At 58.5% G+C, this 15863-nt stretch carries 14 protein-coding genes; 4 read left to right on the top strand and 10 right to left on the bottom strand.

What is annotated here, in order from left to right:
* The first annotated feature begins 197 nt into the window (after positions 1-197).
* A complete protein-coding gene (locus LGH70_RS09670; RefSeq protein ID WP_226185028.1) occupies positions 198-1484 on the top strand; it encodes a chloride channel protein in 1287 nt (428 codons plus the stop codon).
* A gap of 144 nt (positions 1485-1628) precedes the next feature.
* On the opposite strand, the gene LGH70_RS09675 is transcribed toward LGH70_RS09670, so the two are convergent.
* The 7 genes from LGH70_RS09675 to LGH70_RS09705 all read right to left on the bottom strand — a co-directional run bounded on the left by LGH70_RS09675 (position 1629) and on the right by LGH70_RS09705 (position 8251).
* Positions 1629-2639 (bottom strand): cytochrome-c peroxidase, encoded by a 1011-nt coding sequence (locus LGH70_RS09675; RefSeq protein ID WP_226185029.1) that lies wholly within the window; start codon positions 2637-2639, stop codon positions 1629-1631.
* Positions 2640-2703: 64 nt separating this feature from the next.
* Positions 2704-3468 (bottom strand): MbnP family protein, encoded by a 765-nt coding sequence (locus LGH70_RS09680; RefSeq protein WP_226185030.1) that lies wholly within the window; start codon positions 3466-3468, stop codon positions 2704-2706.
* Positions 3469-3575: 107 nt separating this feature from the next.
* Positions 3576-3956, bottom strand: a complete 381-nt coding sequence (locus tag LGH70_RS09685; RefSeq protein WP_226185031.1) for a hypothetical protein — start codon at positions 3954-3956, stop codon at positions 3576-3578.
* Between the two features lie 81 nt (positions 3957-4037).
* Entirely contained in the window at positions 4038-4565 is a 528-nt protein-coding gene (locus tag LGH70_RS09690) for an NADPH-dependent FMN reductase (RefSeq protein ID WP_226185032.1), read from the bottom strand.
* 174 nt (positions 4566-4739) lie between these two features.
* Positions 4740-5495: a succinate dehydrogenase/fumarate reductase iron-sulfur subunit gene (locus LGH70_RS09695; protein WP_226185033.1), complete on the bottom strand. Its 756-nt coding sequence runs from the start codon at positions 5493-5495 to the stop codon at positions 4740-4742.
* A gap of 129 nt (positions 5496-5624) precedes the next feature.
* Entirely contained in the window at positions 5625-7559 is a 1935-nt protein-coding gene (locus LGH70_RS09700) for a fumarate reductase/succinate dehydrogenase flavoprotein subunit (protein WP_226185034.1), read from the bottom strand.
* 20 nt (positions 7560-7579) lie between these two features.
* Positions 7580-8251, bottom strand: a complete 672-nt coding sequence (locus LGH70_RS09705; protein WP_226185035.1) for a succinate dehydrogenase cytochrome b subunit — start codon at positions 8249-8251, stop codon at positions 7580-7582.
* A gap of 229 nt (positions 8252-8480) precedes the next feature.
* Here LGH70_RS09705 and LGH70_RS09710 point away from each other — a divergent pair, with 229 nt between their 5' ends.
* Both LGH70_RS09710 and fabD read left to right on the top strand, forming a co-directional pair.
* Complete coding sequence (locus tag LGH70_RS09710) at positions 8481-11345, top strand: T9SS type B sorting domain-containing protein (protein WP_226185036.1); 2865 nt, start codon at positions 8481-8483, stop codon at positions 11343-11345.
* A 126-nt stretch (positions 11346-11471) separates the two neighbouring features.
* Entirely contained in the window at positions 11472-12359 is an 888-nt protein-coding gene (gene fabD, locus LGH70_RS09715; RefSeq protein ID WP_226185037.1) for an ACP S-malonyltransferase, read from the top strand.
* Positions 12360-12394: 35 nt separating this feature from the next.
* Here the strand turns inward: fabD and LGH70_RS23925 are convergent, their stop codons facing one another.
* From LGH70_RS23925 to LGH70_RS09730, 3 genes are all read right to left on the bottom strand, one after another.
* Positions 12395-13132, bottom strand: a complete 738-nt coding sequence (locus tag LGH70_RS23925; protein WP_431357422.1) for a signal peptidase II — start codon at positions 13130-13132, stop codon at positions 12395-12397.
* A 38-nt stretch (positions 13133-13170) separates the two neighbouring features.
* Positions 13171-13689 carry a 2-amino-4-hydroxy-6-hydroxymethyldihydropteridine diphosphokinase gene (gene folK, locus LGH70_RS09725; RefSeq protein WP_226185038.1) on the bottom strand — a complete coding sequence of 173 codons (519 nt, stop codon included), beginning with the start codon at positions 13687-13689 and terminating at the stop codon, positions 13171-13173.
* Between the two features lie 93 nt (positions 13690-13782).
* Complete coding sequence (locus LGH70_RS09730; protein WP_226185039.1) at positions 13783-14667, bottom strand: alpha/beta hydrolase family protein; 885 nt, start codon at positions 14665-14667, stop codon at positions 13783-13785.
* A gap of 179 nt (positions 14668-14846) precedes the next feature.
* On the opposite strand from LGH70_RS09730, the gene LGH70_RS09735 reads away from it, so the two are divergent.
* Entirely contained in the window at positions 14847-15827 is a 981-nt protein-coding gene (locus LGH70_RS09735; RefSeq protein WP_226185040.1) for a polyprenyl synthetase family protein, read from the top strand.
* The last annotated feature ends 36 nt before the right edge of the window (positions 15828-15863 follow it).

The raw sequence follows: 15863 nt of genomic DNA on the forward strand, positions 1-15863 counted from the left end.
AAGCAGGCTTGTAGAAGTGTACACCCGGGGCAAGGTAGCGTTAGAGAGAAGTCCAATATATTGATTTATAGTCTAACAGCCGCGCTGCCGGTATTGGTTTCGGGGCGGAAAAATACCCCGTCCCGGCCCCCTCAAGCGTTAGGACCTGTCAGGTTTCAGTACTTTTGGCGGGTTCGTCTACCTCACCCGGCTCGTACATGCCCTTTCAGCTGTTTTCCCGCCTGTGGGCTGAATACCGAGTGCTGCTCTTCTTCACCGGCCGCTGGCTCTTGCTTAGTGGATTGGTCGGATTGTTAGCTGGCACCGCCTCGGCCGGGTTTCTGGTGGCCCTGGACTGGGTGACGGACTGGCGCGAAACGCACCGCTGGATTGTCATCGGCCTGCCCGTGGGCGGTTTGCTCATAGGCTTGCTCTACCATTACCTCGGCAAGTCGGTCGAGGCAGGTAATAACCTGTTGCTTGATGAGATTCACACGCCACGGGCGGTGCTGCCCCTGCGTATGGCCCCGCTGGTATTGCTGGGTACCCTGCTAACTCACTTCTTTGGGGGTTCGGCGGGGCGGGAAGGCACGGCAGTGCAGATGGGCGGTGCGCTGGCCGATCAGCTGACCCGCTGGTTGCGGCTGCACCGCCGCGAACGGAAGCTACTTCTCGTTGCCGGCATCAGCGCGGGCTTTGCCTCCGTTTTCGGAACGCCGCTGGCCGGAGCAGTATTCGGGCTGGAGGTGTTCCTGGTTGGGCGGCTGCGCTACGATGCCCTGTTGCCCAGCTTCCTGGCCGCTATTTGCGCCGACTGGGTGACGCAGCAGCTCTGGGGCGTAGGGCACACGGCGTACCCGGTGCTGGCCGTGCCGGTTCAGCTGTCGTGGCTGGGACTGGGCAGCGCGGCCTTGGCCGGCATTGCCTTCGGCCTGACCGGCCGTCTATTTGCTTGGGCCATCCACGTCGTCAGTGGCGAATGCAAACGGTGGGTGGCCTTCCCGCCGCTTCGGCCCGTGCTGGGCGGCGCAGTAGTAGCCTTGCTGGTGCTGCTACTGGGCACCACCGACTACATTGGTTTGGGCGTGCCGGTTATCGTGCGCTCTTTTGCGGAGCCGGTACCTACCTATGCCTTTGCCCTGAAGCTGCTGCTCACGGCCCTCACGCTGGGGGCGGGCTTCAAGGGAGGAGAGGTGACGCCGCTGTTTTTTGTGGGCGCTACTCTGGGAAATGCATTATTCCCTGCCTTAGCCCTGCCCATGCCTTTGTTGGCGGGCATGGGCTTTGTGGCCGTTTTTGCCGGCGCGGCCAATACGCCCCTGGCCTGTATTCTACTGGGTATGGAGCTGTTTGGCCACGCGTGTGGCCCGTATGTGGGGCTGGCCTGCGTGCTGAGCTATCTGTTTTCGGGCCACCGCGGAATATATGGTGCCCAGCGGATCGGGCAAAGCAAGCACGGCCTATGGGCGCGACAGCAGGGGCGGCGCCTGCGCGACTTAACGTAGGCCCACCAGCTGTTATTCTGCGCGGGAATGCGCTAAACCGACAGCCGGTAAGCTCAGGTCGGTGGTAGCTATAGCCGTGTTAGTACCCCGCAAGGCGAGCTTGGTACTGCGGGAAAGAAACATAAAGCGCGCTATCCGGCTAAGTTACTGCTTGGCCAGCTGGGGATTTTGCAGGAATGTCTCGTCGGTGAGTGTGGCCAGAAAGGCCAGCAGCTGCTGGCGCTCCTCGGCCGTTAGCGGAATGCCCAGCTTACCATCCGCCTGACGCAGCAGCCCGTCCACCGTCGCCGATTCTACCATGCCTTGGCCGTAGTGGTCGAGCACGGCCCCGAGCGTTGGAAAGCGGCCGTCGTGCATGTAGGGCGCCGTAACCGCCACGTTGCGCAGGCTGGGCACCTTGAAGCGGCCGACGTCGGTGCGGCGGCGGGAAATCTGGGCCCGGCCGGAGTCCAGCGGAAAGGAGCGGTCCAGCCCATTGTTGCGGAACGACTCATCCGTGAACAGCTCCCCGGCGTGGCAGCCCCCGCATTTCTGCCGAAATACCGCCAGGCCTCGTAGCTCGGGCGCGCTGAGCACGGCTCCGGCTTCGCGACGGGCATAGTGGTCGTAGCGCGAGTTAGCCGAGGTCAGGGAAGCGGTAAACTGCGCCAGTGCCCGTAGGAACTGGTAGGAGTCGATGGGGCTGGAGCCGCCAAAGACTTGAGCGAAGCGGCGCTGATAGTCGGCGTCGGCATTGAGCTTTAGCAGCACGTTGTCGAGCGTCTCGTCCATTTCCAGCGGATTGGTAAGCGGTGCCAGCGGCATGGTCTCAATGTTCTTGGGCCCGCCGTCCCAGAAAAAGTCGGGCTTCCAGCGCAGGTTCTGCAGCGCCGGGGCGTTGCGCATACCCACCCGGCCCGCCACGCCCTGGCTCAACCGGCGGCCAGCATCGGCAAACCCCGCAAACTGCTGGTGGCAGCTTCCACACGATACTTCACCCGTGCGCGACAGGCGCACATCGTAGAACAGGCTACGGCCCAGCTCAAAGGCCGCGCGGGTCGGCGGATTTTTGTCGGTACCGTACACGGGAGCCGGGAAGTTGCTGGGCACGGTGGCGCCGGGCACCTGCTCAGCGGGCTGTACATCCGCATCAGGCTGACAGCCAGTGGCTACCAATAGTGCTAGACTGAGCAGAACCGGTGCTGACCAGGCTTTCGGCGGGCAGTGCATCGGCTTGCGGCTAATTGCTCTGAATGTGAGCTACCGTGAACATGCCCGCCGCCTGGTTGTCGGCAATAAGCATGGCATCGGGGCCGCCCATCGTGGAACTCAGCGTGGCAAAGCGGACCGTGTTGGGCCCGGTAAACATCTTCAGTACATCTGCTTTCAGGTGTACCGTTGGGGTGCTGCCGTTCCGCACCCGGATGCTGCTACTGCCAAGAGCGGGCGACACGGTGCGAATCGTGTTATTGGGCTTCTTGAACCCGCCGATGTGGAACAGGATGCCGCCGCTCGGTGACTGGGCCGAGCGGCCTTCCAGCTTGGTGTAGATATAGCCTGAATCCCATTTCCAGAACATGTCGCTTGGTGCCAGCGCGCCGGTCTGGGCCCCGGCTACGTTGCGGGCACTGTCTACGCCGATGGTAAAAGTGAGCTTGGTATAGTCGCCAGCCGGAACGTTGGGGATGGTAAATATCTTTGAATCGGCCTTGGCTTCATCAATCAGGTAGTAGCTCTCGGGCTGCACGAACTCAGTGCCGTCAGCTTTGCCCAGCTTGATGTTTGAAATGTAGTAACGGAATGTGGTGACGGTAAAATCGTCGCCGGCCGCAGTTTTATACGGAGCCGTGCCGTTGAGCGTCAGCGGAGCGCTACCGGCGACATGCTCAAGTTGCAGGGTCATCTGCCCGGCTACCGGCGCAACGTCCTTGTCATCTGTGCAGGAAGTAAGGCTGGCAGCAGCACTCAGGATAAAGCCCAAAAAAACGGAGTGGAGAAATTTCATCAGTAAAATGGCTGGGTAAAGGAAACCAAACGCGGGCAGGGACGCCAGTGGATCTGGCAAGCGTGCCCAAGAAGGTCACGATTTTCTGAGTCGTAACCAAGCGATGATCAGGTGTTTACAGCCGGAGGATGAAATATGCCGGGGTCCGGCGCAAACCTATAGCGCACTGAAACCAGCCGCGCATAGCGCAGAGGCCGCAAGTAGTCATGCGCAGAAGCCGGTAGCCGATATGCAAGCGGCAACACTGCCTCGTACTTGATAGTAGCAAATTCACTAGCCGGTGCTTTTCTGTCGTTAGCAGAAGCGGCCCGCAGCGTTTTGGCCAAATGGCACTTGCCGTTGCACTGCAGGCGGGGCTTATCCTTGTTCACGCACAACAGCCGGGTGATACTCTCCTTCCGCAATTGATAATCGGCTACCACCAGCTCCCGACTGAACGTCTGGAGCAGGACCAAAATGGTGAGCAGATAAGCCAGAATACGATTCACAGCAGCGTAACGTCAAGGGCAGGCTGGTAAATATACATACCCCCAACCAGGAAGCGCCCCTACCGCTGGCCAAAGGCTGAATCAGGAAGCAATAAGGGCTGTGGCCTGCTCTTTCAGCAGCTGCAGGTACAGCGAATTATCCAGCTCGCCATTGCTGAGTAGGTATTGGTCGAGGCTGGGCAGGCGCACCCGGCCCGGCAGCACCGTAGTGCCCAGGTACATCAGGATATCGGTCAGGTGGGTCAGGGCCAGAATGCCACCCTGCGTACCGGCGCTCAGGCCCACCAAGGCTGCTTTCTTACCCCGGATGCCGCCCGGGTAGGGGAGGCCGTCGATAAATGCCTTGAGTACTCCGGGAATCGAACAGTTGTATTCCGGCACGATAAAGACCAGCTTATCACCGCCCTCAGCCAGCCGCACAAGCTTGTTGAAGCCCTCGTGCTTGCCCAGATTGCCATACAAGGCAGAAATAGTGAAATCGGCGGGTAAATCGGCCAGATCCAGGATTTGGTACTCTGCCTCCAACTCGTCCAGCAGAGAGGCATAAATATTGGCGACGCGGCGGGCCCGGGAAGCAGGGCGGTTGGTAGCAGCTATGATGGTAATCATGCAGAAGAGGAAAGCAAGGTAATGGCGCGGGCACAGCCGCCGGCAGCAAACTAGCAAGTAAGCCGGGAAGAGGAAAGAATGTTATGTGCTGCGGCGGAATAAGTGGAGTCGTAGAACGCAAAAAGAGCGAAACGACTCGTCGTTTCGCTCTTTTCAAGCTTCGAAACCAAGCGCTTAGGCCAGATTGTTCGACGTAGCTTTGGCCGAGAGGAATTCGCGGTTCAGGATGGCAATATTCTCCAGAGAAATGCCAACGGGGCATTCCGCGGCGCAGGAACCAATGTTGGAGCAGGCACCAAAGCCTTCCTTATCCATCTGGGCAACCATGTTCTCCACGCGGGTTTTGCGCTCTACTTTGCCCTGGGGCAGCAACGCCAGTTGCGACACCTTGGCCGAAACGAACAGCATAGCCGAAGCGTTTTTGCAGGCCGCCACGCAGGCGCCGCAACCGATGCAGGTAGCGGCTTCAAAGGCCCGGTCGGCAATGTCCTTGGGCACCGGTATTTCGTTGCCGTCGGGTACGCCACCGGTGTTTACGCTCACGTAGCCACCAGCCTGAATAATCCGGTCGAAAGCCGAGCGGTCCACGCTGAGGTCTTTGTTTACGGGGAAGGCACTGGCGCGCCAAGGCTCGATGGTGATAGTGTCGCCATCCGAGAACTTGCGCATGTGCAACTGGCAGGTAGTGGTTCCCGCCTCGGGGCCGTGGGCGCGGCCGTTGATGAACAGGTTGCACGAGCCGCAGATACCCTCGCGGCAGTCGTGGTCGAAAGCTACGGGCTCATCACCGCGGCGCAGCAGGTCTTCGTTCAGTACGTCCAGCATCTCCAGGAAAGACATTTCAGGGGAAATGTCTTTTACCTGGTAATCAACTATTTGACCTTGAGTGGTGCGGTTTTTCTGCCGCCACACCTTCAGGGTGAGATTCATTGGTTTGGCATTCGGGTTACTTCCAGCCATGGTATTTCAAGAGAATTGAGTAGTGAGGATTGGGTAGTGAGCAATGGAAAAACAATGTGCCGCGCGGCAGGATTCCCACCGCGCAGCACCCCGTCCTCACTATTTGTAGCTACGCTGGGTAAGCTTCACGTTTTCGAACTGCAGGTCCTCCTTGTTCAGGATTTCCGGCTGGTTGTCGCCCGTGTACTGCCAGGCTGCCACGTAGGCAAAGTTGTCGTCGTCGCGCTTGGCTTCGCCTTCTTCGGTGGCATACTCCTCGCGGAAGTGGCCGCCGCAGCTTTCATTGCGGGCCAGGGCGTCGTCTACCATTAATTCGCCCAGCTCCAGGAAGTCGGCCACGCGGCCGGCTTTTTCCAGGGCCTGGTTCAGTTCTTCGCTGGTACCAACGAGCTTCAGGTCGCTCCAGAACTCCTTGCGCAGCTTCTGGATTTCCTGCTTGGCGAAGGCTAGGCCTTTAGCGTTGCGAGCCATACCGCAGTATTCCCACATGATGTGCCCCAACTGCTTGTGGAAGTCATCGGGCGTACGAGTACCATTGATGCTCAGCAGCTTCTGAATCCGGGCCCGTACTTCGGCTTCGGCTTCGGCAAAAGCCGGGTGCTGAGTCGTAACGGGAGTAGGAGGCGTCTGGGCCAGGTAATCACCGATGGTGTAGGGAATTACGAAGTAGCCGTCGGCCAGGCCCTGCATCAGGGCCGAAGCTCCGAGACGGTTGGCGCCATGGTCCGAGAAGTTGCATTCACCCGTGGCATACAGGCCCGGAATCGTGGTTTGCAGGTTGTAGTCCACCCACAGGCCGCCCATCGTGTAGTGCACGGCGGGGTAGATGCGCATGGGCTGCTCGTAGGGGTTTTCGCCGGTAATCTTGGCGTACATGTCGAACAGGTTGCCATACTTCTGGGCAACGGCGTCGGCACCGGTCCGCTTGATGATGTCGGCGAAGTCCAGATACACGGCTAAGCCGCTGCTGCCGACGCCACGACCTTCGTCGCACATCTGCTTGGCGTTGCGCGAGGCTACGTCGCGGGGCACGAGGTTACCGAAAGCGGGGTATTTACGCTCCAGGAAATAGTCGCGCTCTTCCTCCGGAATGTCGCTCACGCGAATCTCGCCCTTGCGCAGGCGCTCCGCCGTGGCTACGTCCCTGGGCACCCACACGCGGCCGTCGTTGCGCAGCGACTCCGACATGAGCGTCAGCTTCGACTGGTAATCGCCCGAAACCGGGATACAGGTTGGGTGAATCTGGGTGAAGCAGGGGTTGGCGAAGTAGGCGCCCTTTTTGTGGGCCCGCCACGCGGCCGTGGCATTCGAATACTTGGCGTTAGTGCTCAAGTAGAATACGTTGCCGTAGCCACCCGTTGCCAGCACCACGGCGTGGGCCGAGTGCTGCTCAATCTTGCCGTCAATCAGGTTGCGGGTGATAATACCGCGGGCTTTGCCGTCGACCACCACCACGTCCAGCATTTCCGAGCGGGTGTAGAGCTTTACTTTGCCGTAGGCTACCTGCCGGCTCAGGGCCGAGTAGGCACCCAGCAGCAGCTGCTGCCCGGTCTGGCCGCGGGCGTAGAACGTGCGGCTTACCTGCGCGCCCCCGAAGGAGCGGTTGGCCAGCAGTCCGCCGTATTCGCGGGCAAATGGTACACCCTGGGCTACGCACTGGTCGATGATGTTGACCGATACCTGCGCCAGGCGGTACACGTTGGCTTCACGGGCCCGGTAGTCGCCACCTTTCACGGTGTCATAGAACAGACGGAACACGGAGTCGCCGTCGTTCTGGTAGTTTTTAGCGGCATTAATACCACCCTGCGCGGCAATAGAGTGGGCGCGGCGGGGGGAATCGTGGAACGTAAAGGCCTTCACGTTGTAGCCCAGCTCGGCCAGAGAGGCCGCCGCCGAAGCACCGGCCAGGCCGGTACCGACTACAATGATGTCGTACTTCCGCTTGTTGGCGGGGTTGACGAGCTTGACGTTGAACTTGTGCTTCTCCCACTTTTCGGCCAGGGGGCCTTCGGGAATTTTGGAATCCAGTATCATCGATTGAACGAGGTTAGGATTTATTTAAAAAAGTAGAAGTACAAGGGCATCGATGCGAAGCCGGCCGCCACGAGGACCGAGAAGGCATAGCCCACGAACTTAATAGCCGGCGTGTACTTGCGGTGGTTCAAGCCCAACGTCTGGAAGGCACTGCGGAAGCCGTGTACCAAGTGGTACCCCAGGGCCACCTGAGCGGCAACGTAGAGAATTACATACCAGAGCTGCTTGAAAGAAGTAGCTACCAGCGTGTAGAGGTCGTCGTTGTTGTTGATATCCGGATCCAGCTCGCCGAAACGGGCGCGGTAGAAGAAATTGTATAAATGCACCAACAGGAAGATCAGGATGATGGTGCCCAGCAGGCCCATGTTGCGCGACTGCCAGGGGCTGTTCTGCTCGGCGTGGTCCGTCACGTAGCCGTTGCCGCGGGCCGTCTTGTTGCGCCGGGTCAGCACAAACGACTCGTAGATGTGAAAGCCGAAGCCCAACACCAGCACCCATTCTACGGTGCGGATAATCGGGTTGGTACCCATGAAGTGGGAATACACGTTGAACGCCTGCCCACCATCATCTTTGAACAACTGCAGGTTGCCAATCAAATGGACAACCAAAAAGGAGCACAGAAACAGGCCCGTAATGGACATGATAATCTTGCGGCCAATGCTACTGGAAAACGTCTTACTGATCCAACTCATAGGAGCTACTGGTGGTTTTGAAACGGTCGGTTGTATCGGTCAAAGGTACATGCCGACCATGTACTAAACAATCCGAATTAGCGTTAACTGGGGTGGTGAATCAATCTTGGGTTAAACCCGTTAGAGTTTACCACCGGATGAACAACCCTGGAGCCCTGTTTTTTGTTAGGATTCCAAGAGGTTTTTCCCGACCTTCTTTTTTATCCCAGCTTACTAATCAACTTATAGTATGAACCTTTCTTTACCGCGGAGTGCCGGTAAGTGGGTATTGATGCTGATGGTCAACGTGCTAGCCCTGCTGGGAATGCACGATACGGCTGAGGCATCCCACATCCGAGCCGGTGATATTCAGGCCAAAAGCGACACGACCTATCCCTTTGGGGATAAGCGTAATAACCCGCGCCGGATCTTCTTTAAAATGGTGCTGTACACCGACTTTGGCTTGACGCCGGTGGATGAGCCCGACGTGACCATCTTCTACGGCGACGGCACCAGCAGCGGGCTGCGGGGAGTGCCGCGCGCCAGCCGCACCCAGGTGACAGATGATACCTACCGGAGTGTGTACTATTTCGAGCACACCTACGGCGCCGACCGCAGCTACACCGTGAGCTACATCGGGGAGTTTCGCAACACGGGGGTGCAGAATATGAGTGACTCACAGAACCAGTCGTTCTACATCTCCACCCTCATCACCATTGAGCCCGGAATCGGGGTTAACCGCTCGCCGGTTCTCAACGCGCCTGCCATCGACAAGGCGGCGCGCAATCAGGTGTTTCTGCACAACCCGGCCGCCTCCGATGCCGACGGCGACTCCCTGACCTATGAGCTGGTGGAAAGCAAACAGGCAGGCTCTATCGTGTCGGCCCTCAACAACAATAATACCCCGCTTTTCCGCATCACCAGCGGTTTTGTATACCCCCATCTGGTAACGCCCATCGGCACCAGGGTACCGTATCTGGGCGATTCGAGCCCAGGGCCCGCTACGTTTACCATCGACAAGTTTACGGGCCAGCTGGTGTGGAATGCGCCCAACCGGCTAGGCGATTTCAACGTTGCGCTCATTGTGCACGAGTGGCGCCGAACGCCCTTTGGTGTCAAGGAAATCGGGACTGTTATCCGGGATATGCAGATTGTAGTGCGCGGCACCAATAATCTGCGGCCCACGGTCAATATTCCGCAGGATATCTGCGTGGTGGCGGGCGTGCAGGTTCGTAAAAAGGTTACGGCCACCGACCCCGATCAGAACCAGGTTCTGCTCTCGGCTTTTGGCGGCATCTTCGGCCGCCCCGTGGCGCCGGCTACTTTCGTGCAAACCAGATTGGGCCCCAATCCCATTGCTGAGGGCATCTTCACCTGGCGCCCCGAGTGTTCCGATGTGGCTGACCAGCCTTATCTGGTGCTGTTCAAAGCGCAGGACCGTCCCAACACGGGCGAAACGGCATTGATTGACGAAAAGGTTTTCCGCATCAAGGTAGTCGGGCCCCGGCCTGACAATGTGCGGGCCATACAAAATCAGAACAACGTGCTGCTGACCTGGAGCCGCTACGCCTGTCAGAACGCCAGCCAGCTGCTGATTTACCGGAAGGAGGGGCCCAGCACTCCGTCCACCGACACCTGCCAGACGGGTATACCGGCTTCTTCGGGCTATACCCTGATCAAAACGCTGAACGACGTTTCCCTGCAGACCTTCCTGGACGATGGCGCTACCCTGCCGCTGCAGCGCGGCCGTACTTACTGCTACCGCATCTACGCCAAGTTCCCGTTGCCGGCCGGTGGCGAAAGCCTTGCCTCCATCGAAACCTGCGTCACGCTCGACGGCCGCCCAGCCGTGCTTACCAACGTGACGGTGGACCGCACGGACCGTACCAACGGCCAGGTGACGGTGCGCTGGACGCAGCCCCGGGCAACCGGCGGCTTCCTGGAGCCTTACAAGTACACCCTGTACCGGGGCAAGGGCCAGACGGCCACCAAGGCCCAGTCCAAAGTAGTGTTTACGAGCAGCAACCTGGCTAATACGGAGTTTGTTGATGCCGGGCGCAACACGACAGATAGCACTTTCACCTACTTCCTGGACTTCACTACTGCCGCCGCCCCTACTCCTGAAACGTCGGGGCCGGCCAGCACTATTCGCTTGACCGGCACGCCCAACACGGCGGGCACACAGGTAGCACTAAGCTGGAATTTCACCGTGCCGTGGAAAAACACGGAGCCTGGCTTCTACACGGCAATTTATCGGCGCAGCCCGGGCAATCCGGCTTACGTGTTGCTCGACTCGGTGCAAGGTGTAACCTCCTACGTGGATAACAGCAGTAAGCTGCCGCTGGTGCAGGGACAGACGTACTCCTACTACGTACGCGTGATTGGTACCTACAATGACCCGAACTTACCCAACCGGTTGAAAAACCTGAGCCAGGAAGTCACGGTGCTGCTCGTGCCCATTCCCTGTCCGCCCGTCGTTACCATCCGGACCGACTGCGAGGAGCTGAAAACCCGGGTGCTGGGCCGCCCCGGCTACTTCCCGGCGCCGGGCGAAACGTACACCAATGAGCTGAGCTGGACGCTGAATACCGGCGACCCGACGGGCTGTAGCACGGCCATTGCCTACTACCGCATCTTCTACCGCCGGCCTTCCGAGACGAGTTACACCCTGATCGACTCGACCAGCGGGCCGAGCCTGAACTACTCGCACACCAAGCTGACGGAGCAGGCAGCCTGTTATAAGGTGCAGGCCGTGGGAGCCGTCGGCAACCGCCGGAGCGCCCTGAGTGCGGAAGTCTGCGTTGATAACTGCGTGGTGTTTGAGCTGCCCAACATCTTTACGCCCAATGGTGACGGCATCAACGACACATTCCGGCCCCGGGTATCGTCGCCGCTGCGCAAGGTGCACTTCCAGGCCTTCAACCGCTGGGGCGTGAAGGTATTCGACGGGGATGCTGACCCGGCCATCAACTGGACCGGCAATGCCACCTCCGGTGAGCGGGGCAAGGGCATTCAGGTACCCGACGGCGTGTACTACTACCTGGCCGAAGTGGAATTCGCCGATTCCAAGTCCACCAAGATTACCTACAAAGGCTGGGTGGAAATAACCCACTAGCCGCTAAGGCAGTACTAAAAGCCCGCTTCCACGCCTGGAAGCGGGCTTTTTTTATTCCCGTATCTTGGCGCTCCAATCAGCCTAACCCTTTCTCACTCCTTCATTCCCGCCTTCACCTCTCTTCGCATGAAAGCAGTTATTTTTCCCGGCCAGGGCAGCCAATTTATGGGTATGGGCCGCGACCTGTACGAGCAGCAGCCCGCCGCCCGTCAGCTCATGGACCAAGCCAACGAAATCCTGGGCTTTAGCCTGACTGACGTCATGTTTACTGGTTCCGACGAGGACCTGCGCCAGACCAACGTGACGCAGCCGGCCATCTTCCTACACTCCGTAGCCCTGGCCGCCACCCTGCCCGACCTGCGCCCCGATATGGTAGCGGGCCATTCACTGGGTGAGTTTTCCGCCTTGGTAGCCGCCAAAGTGCTCAAGTTTGAAGATGCCCTGCAGCTGGTCGCCCAGCGCGCCCAGGCCATGCAGGCCGCCTGCCAGGAGCAGCCCGGCACCATGGCCGCCATCCTCGGCCTCGACGACGAGACGACGGTGCGCATCTGCCAGGAAATCACGCAGGCGGGCAACGTGGTGGTAGCCGCTAACTTCAACTGCCCCGGCCAGCTGGTCGTTTCGGGCTCTCAGCGCGGCATCGAGCTGGCCTGTGAGCAGCTGAAAGCCGCTGGGGCCAAGCGCGCCCTGCCGCTGCCCGTGGGTGGCGCGTTTCACTCGCCCCTGATGCAGTCAGCGGAAGCGGCGCTGGCCCAGGCCATCGAGCGGACACAGTTTTCGGCCGGACTGTGCGCCGTGTACCAGAACGTGGATGCCGCCCCCCACCGCGACCCGGACGAAATCCGCCAGAACCTAGTGCGCCAGCTCACAGCTCCCGTCCGCTGGACCCAGAGCGTGCAGCGCATGGTAGCTGACGGCGCCACGGAGTTTGTGGAGTGCGGCCCCGGTAAGGTATTGCTGGGCCTGGTGAAGAAGATTGCGCCGGAAGCTGCGGGTAGCTCGGCTACGGTGTAGCAGTATACTTGTAGAATTTAAAATAATGCAGCCCGCTAAACTAGTTTAGCGGGCTGCATTATTTTAAATAGTTTTCGGGCAACTCTTCTTAGAAACAGCAATAGTAAAGCTACTAGTAAGCCTACGGCGCCAATATCCAATGATAGATCTGCTATATTGAAGACGCCAATTCTAAAAAGGTCATAGGTGCCTTCTATATTGATAAAGTCTATTACCATAAAGGGTGAATAGAAGTGGCTACACAAATTACCTAAGCCAGCTGCTAATATAAGGAGGCAAAATATTCGTATCCATTTGTTCCTAGACAAATAAAAAAACAATCCATAGAGCGAAATGCCAGCCAATTTGCCTATTACAGAGGTTGTCCAATTTGATATAACTAACGACGGGAATAAAGGATGAATGAGGTTCGTAGCAAACGACAATAAGATTAATAAGATGATGCCTATTATATATTTATATGCTATTTTAATATTCTTGTTTCGGATGTACAGAATATAGATTGCAAGAAATACATAGTTGATGTATAATCTTAAGAGTATTAGGTTGTGGTTTGTTTGATCTTCAAGCAGATAGGCTGCCTGCCCGCCAGTTGACTGCATATTGTAAGTTAGGTATAGACTGATTTTATCCTTAATTATAAAGACAGGGTCTTCAAACGGTAAATAAAATTTTGCAAGAAGTTTAGTTAATAAGTCAATTAAAAATATGCTTGCCAAGATTTTTACTTCTGAATATCTTGGTTTAAGAATTGGCCTAGTGAGGTTATGCATGTCAAAGATTGATATGATTACGGTGTAGAAAAAGTATTTTAATGAGCGAGTCGTACCCCCAACTCATCTCCGCACTCCGCTAACAGTTCAGCTACCGTAACCCCCAACCCCGGATGCACCACCTGCGCCGCAATTTCGGCCAGCGGCACCAGCGCAAAGCGGCGCTCCGGCAGGCGCGGGTGAGGCACTTGCAGCTGCGCCGAATCCAGCACCAAGTCGTCGTAGAGCAGGATATCCACGTCCAGGGTGCGGGCGTCCCAGCGGATGTGCCTTTCGCGGCCGGCCAGTTGTTCGGCGTGCAGACAGGCAGTGAGCAAGTCGGTAGGGGAGAGATGGGTGTCCAGGTGCACGGCCTGGTTCAGAAAGGCGGGCTGCTCGGTAAGGCCCCAGGCCGCCGTTTCGTAGAGCCCCGATACGGCTTCTACTGTGCCGGCCGTAGCGGCCAACTGCTGCACGGCGGCTTGCAGAGTGGCCGCCCGGTCGCCGAGGTTGGAGCCAAGTAAAAGGTAGGCGGTTGGCATGAAGTTGAGAATGGAGGCGGATAGGTTTTGCAGCATATTTTCCAGATTCGGAATAATATGCTGCAAGATTCGATTGGCCTGCCAAAAATAGCCCAGCGGTGGGCTCAGGCAGCACCGTGCCACGCCAGGCTACTGGCTCAGTGACGCCACGCGCCCGAAAAACTCTATCGTCTTGTCGGCAATGTGCTGGGCCAGCTCCGGCAACTGATCCTCGTCCCAGGGGTGCTTGCCGCCGAACATGTGGCCCGCGCCCGGCACCACGACCAGCTCGGCATCGGGCTTCCAGCTTTTCAGGTCGTGGGCCATTTGCACGGGCAGGGTTTCGTCCTGGTCGCCGTGCAGAATCAGCAGAGGCTGGCGCAGCTTTTCGCGCACGTTGCCCGGAATATCCAGGCGCTGCTGGTTGGCTTCGAAATCCTCCACCAGCTGGTAATACAGTGGCATGCGTTGCCCGGTGCGCATATTGTCCACGTACTGTACGCCGTCCTGCTTCCACTGCTGCATCAGGGCTTCGGGCCACCTCGGGTTCACGCTGCTGATGGGCGCCCAGGCGGCCACAGCTTGCACGCGGGCATCTTCGGCGGCTTTGAGCAGCACGATGCCGCCCCCGCGGCTGTGGCCCACCAGCAACAGCTGGCGCACATCGACTTCGGCCGCTGGCAGCACCGAGGCCTCGGGGGAGAAAAGGTAGTCGAGCAGCGTGCCCACATCATCCAGCTCCAGACTGAAGTTGTTCTGCCCGAAAGCTTCCAGGTCCTCCAGGTCGCCGGTGCCGCCGGGCACGACGCCGTTGTGTGACAGGTTGAGCTTCACGAACACGAAGCCGTGGGCGGCAAAGTAGTCGGCCAGCACGTTGAAGTGGCCCCAGTCTTTGAAGCCCTTAAAGCCGTGCACGAATACTACCACCGGCTTGGGCCGGCCGCTGGGCACAAAGCGGGCATCGGCGGCGAAGGGCCGCGCGTGGCGGGGCGAAGTGAGCAGAAACTCGACGTGAATGGGAGCGGAGGTCGGCATGGGCGAAATGGTTTGGCGACAAGCGTGGAGCAAAGTAGCAGAAGGAAGCCGGCAAAGTACGCGGCTAAAACTGTTGAGCGGTCCTCTTGGTTAGGAAACCGCCGTGCGGCCCCGTATCATTGCAGCGCTTTGAGCCGCAGTGGCGGCTTGTGGCCGCTTTGAGTTGCTCAAGCCCTTGCATGAAAAGTACCCTGGACGTGATACAGGCCCCGATAGCGGCCGAAATGGAGGAATTTGAACGCAAATTCCGCGCGTCCATGCAAACCAAGGTCTTGTTGCTCGACAAGATTATGGGCTATATCGTGAAGCGCAAGGGCAAGCAGATCCGGCCTATGTTCGTCTTCTTCACGGCCAAAATCAGTGGCGGCGACCCGCTGCCCGAAGCTACTTTTCGCGGCGCGGCCCTGATTGAGCTGCTGCACACGGCCACACTGGTGCACGACGACGTGGTGGACGAATCCAACTACCGACGCGGCTTTTTTTCCATCAACGCCCTCTGGAAGAATAAGATAGCCGTGCTCGTGGGCGACTATCTGCTCTCGCGCGGCATGGCCCTGGCCCTGGAAAACGACGATTTCACGCTGCTCAAAATCGTGAACAACGCCGTGCGCGAGCTGAGCGAAGGCGAGCTGCTGCAGATCGAAAAAGCGCGCCGCCTCGACATCACCGAGGACATTTACTTCGACATCATCCGCCAGAAAACGGCTTCCCTCATTGCGTCCTGCTGCGCAGTGGGCGCCGCCTCCACCGGCGCCGACAAGGACACGATTGAGCGGGCCCGCCTGTTCGGCGAGAAAGTGGGCATGGCCTTCCAGATCAAAGACGACCTGTTCGACTTCGGCACCGACGAAATCGGCAAGCCGGTGGGCATCGACATCAAGGAGAAAAAGATGACGCTGCCCCTGATTTATGCCCTGCAGCAGGCCGACTGGCTGACTAAGCGCCGCGTGATTTTTAACGTGAAAAACAACGAGGGCCGCCGCGACCGGGTGCAGGCCGTTATCGACTTCGTGAAAACCTCCGGCGGCCTCGACTACGCCATTACCGTGATGAAGCGCTACCGCGACGAGGCCCTAAGCATCCTGCACACCTTCCCCGAGTCGCCATCCCGTACGTCATTGGAGCAGTTGATCAACTACACCATCGAGCGGGAAAAGTAATTTTCTAATGTGCTCAGGTGCTAATGTGAGGAATGC

The sequence above is a fragment of the Hymenobacter nitidus genome (assembly GCF_020447315.1).
GTDB classification, from domain to species: domain Bacteria; phylum Bacteroidota; class Bacteroidia; order Cytophagales; family Hymenobacteraceae; genus Hymenobacter; species Hymenobacter nitidus.

Excerpts from the sequence above, each read along its gene's own strand:
- folK (WP_226185038.1), bottom strand. The coding sequence starts at position 13,689 with ATGCTGCAAAACCTATCCGCCTCCATTCTCAACTTCATGCCAACCGCC.
- LGH70_RS09695 (WP_226185033.1), bottom strand. The coding sequence starts at position 5,495 with ATGAATCTCACCCTGAAGGTGTGGCGGCAGAAAAACCGCACCACTCAA.
- LGH70_RS09710 (WP_226185036.1), top strand. The coding sequence starts at position 8,481 with ATGAACCTTTCTTTACCGCGGAGTGCCGGTAAGTGGGTATTGATGCTG.
- LGH70_RS09690 (WP_226185032.1), bottom strand. The coding sequence starts at position 4,565 with ATGATTACCATCATAGCTGCTACCAACCGCCCTGCTTCCCGGGCCCGC.
- fabD (WP_226185037.1), top strand. The coding sequence starts at position 11,472 with ATGAAAGCAGTTATTTTTCCCGGCCAGGGCAGCCAATTTATGGGTATG.
- LGH70_RS09705 (WP_226185035.1), bottom strand. The coding sequence starts at position 8,251 with ATGAGTTGGATCAGTAAGACGTTTTCCAGTAGCATTGGCCGCAAGATT.
- LGH70_RS09700 (WP_226185034.1), bottom strand. The coding sequence starts at position 7,559 with ATGATACTGGATTCCAAAATTCCCGAAGGCCCCCTGGCCGAAAAGTGG.
- LGH70_RS09730 (WP_226185039.1), bottom strand. The coding sequence starts at position 14,667 with ATGCCGACCTCCGCTCCCATTCACGTCGAGTTTCTGCTCACTTCGCCC.
- LGH70_RS09670 (WP_226185028.1), top strand. The coding sequence starts at position 198 with ATGCCCTTTCAGCTGTTTTCCCGCCTGTGGGCTGAATACCGAGTGCTG.
- LGH70_RS09680 (WP_226185030.1), bottom strand. The coding sequence starts at position 3,468 with ATGAAATTTCTCCACTCCGTTTTTTTGGGCTTTATCCTGAGTGCTGCT.
- LGH70_RS23925 (WP_431357422.1), bottom strand. The coding sequence starts at position 13,132 with ATGCATAACCTCACTAGGCCAATTCTTAAACCAAGATATTCAGAAGTA.
- LGH70_RS09735 (WP_226185040.1), top strand. The coding sequence starts at position 14,847 with ATGAAAAGTACCCTGGACGTGATACAGGCCCCGATAGCGGCCGAAATG.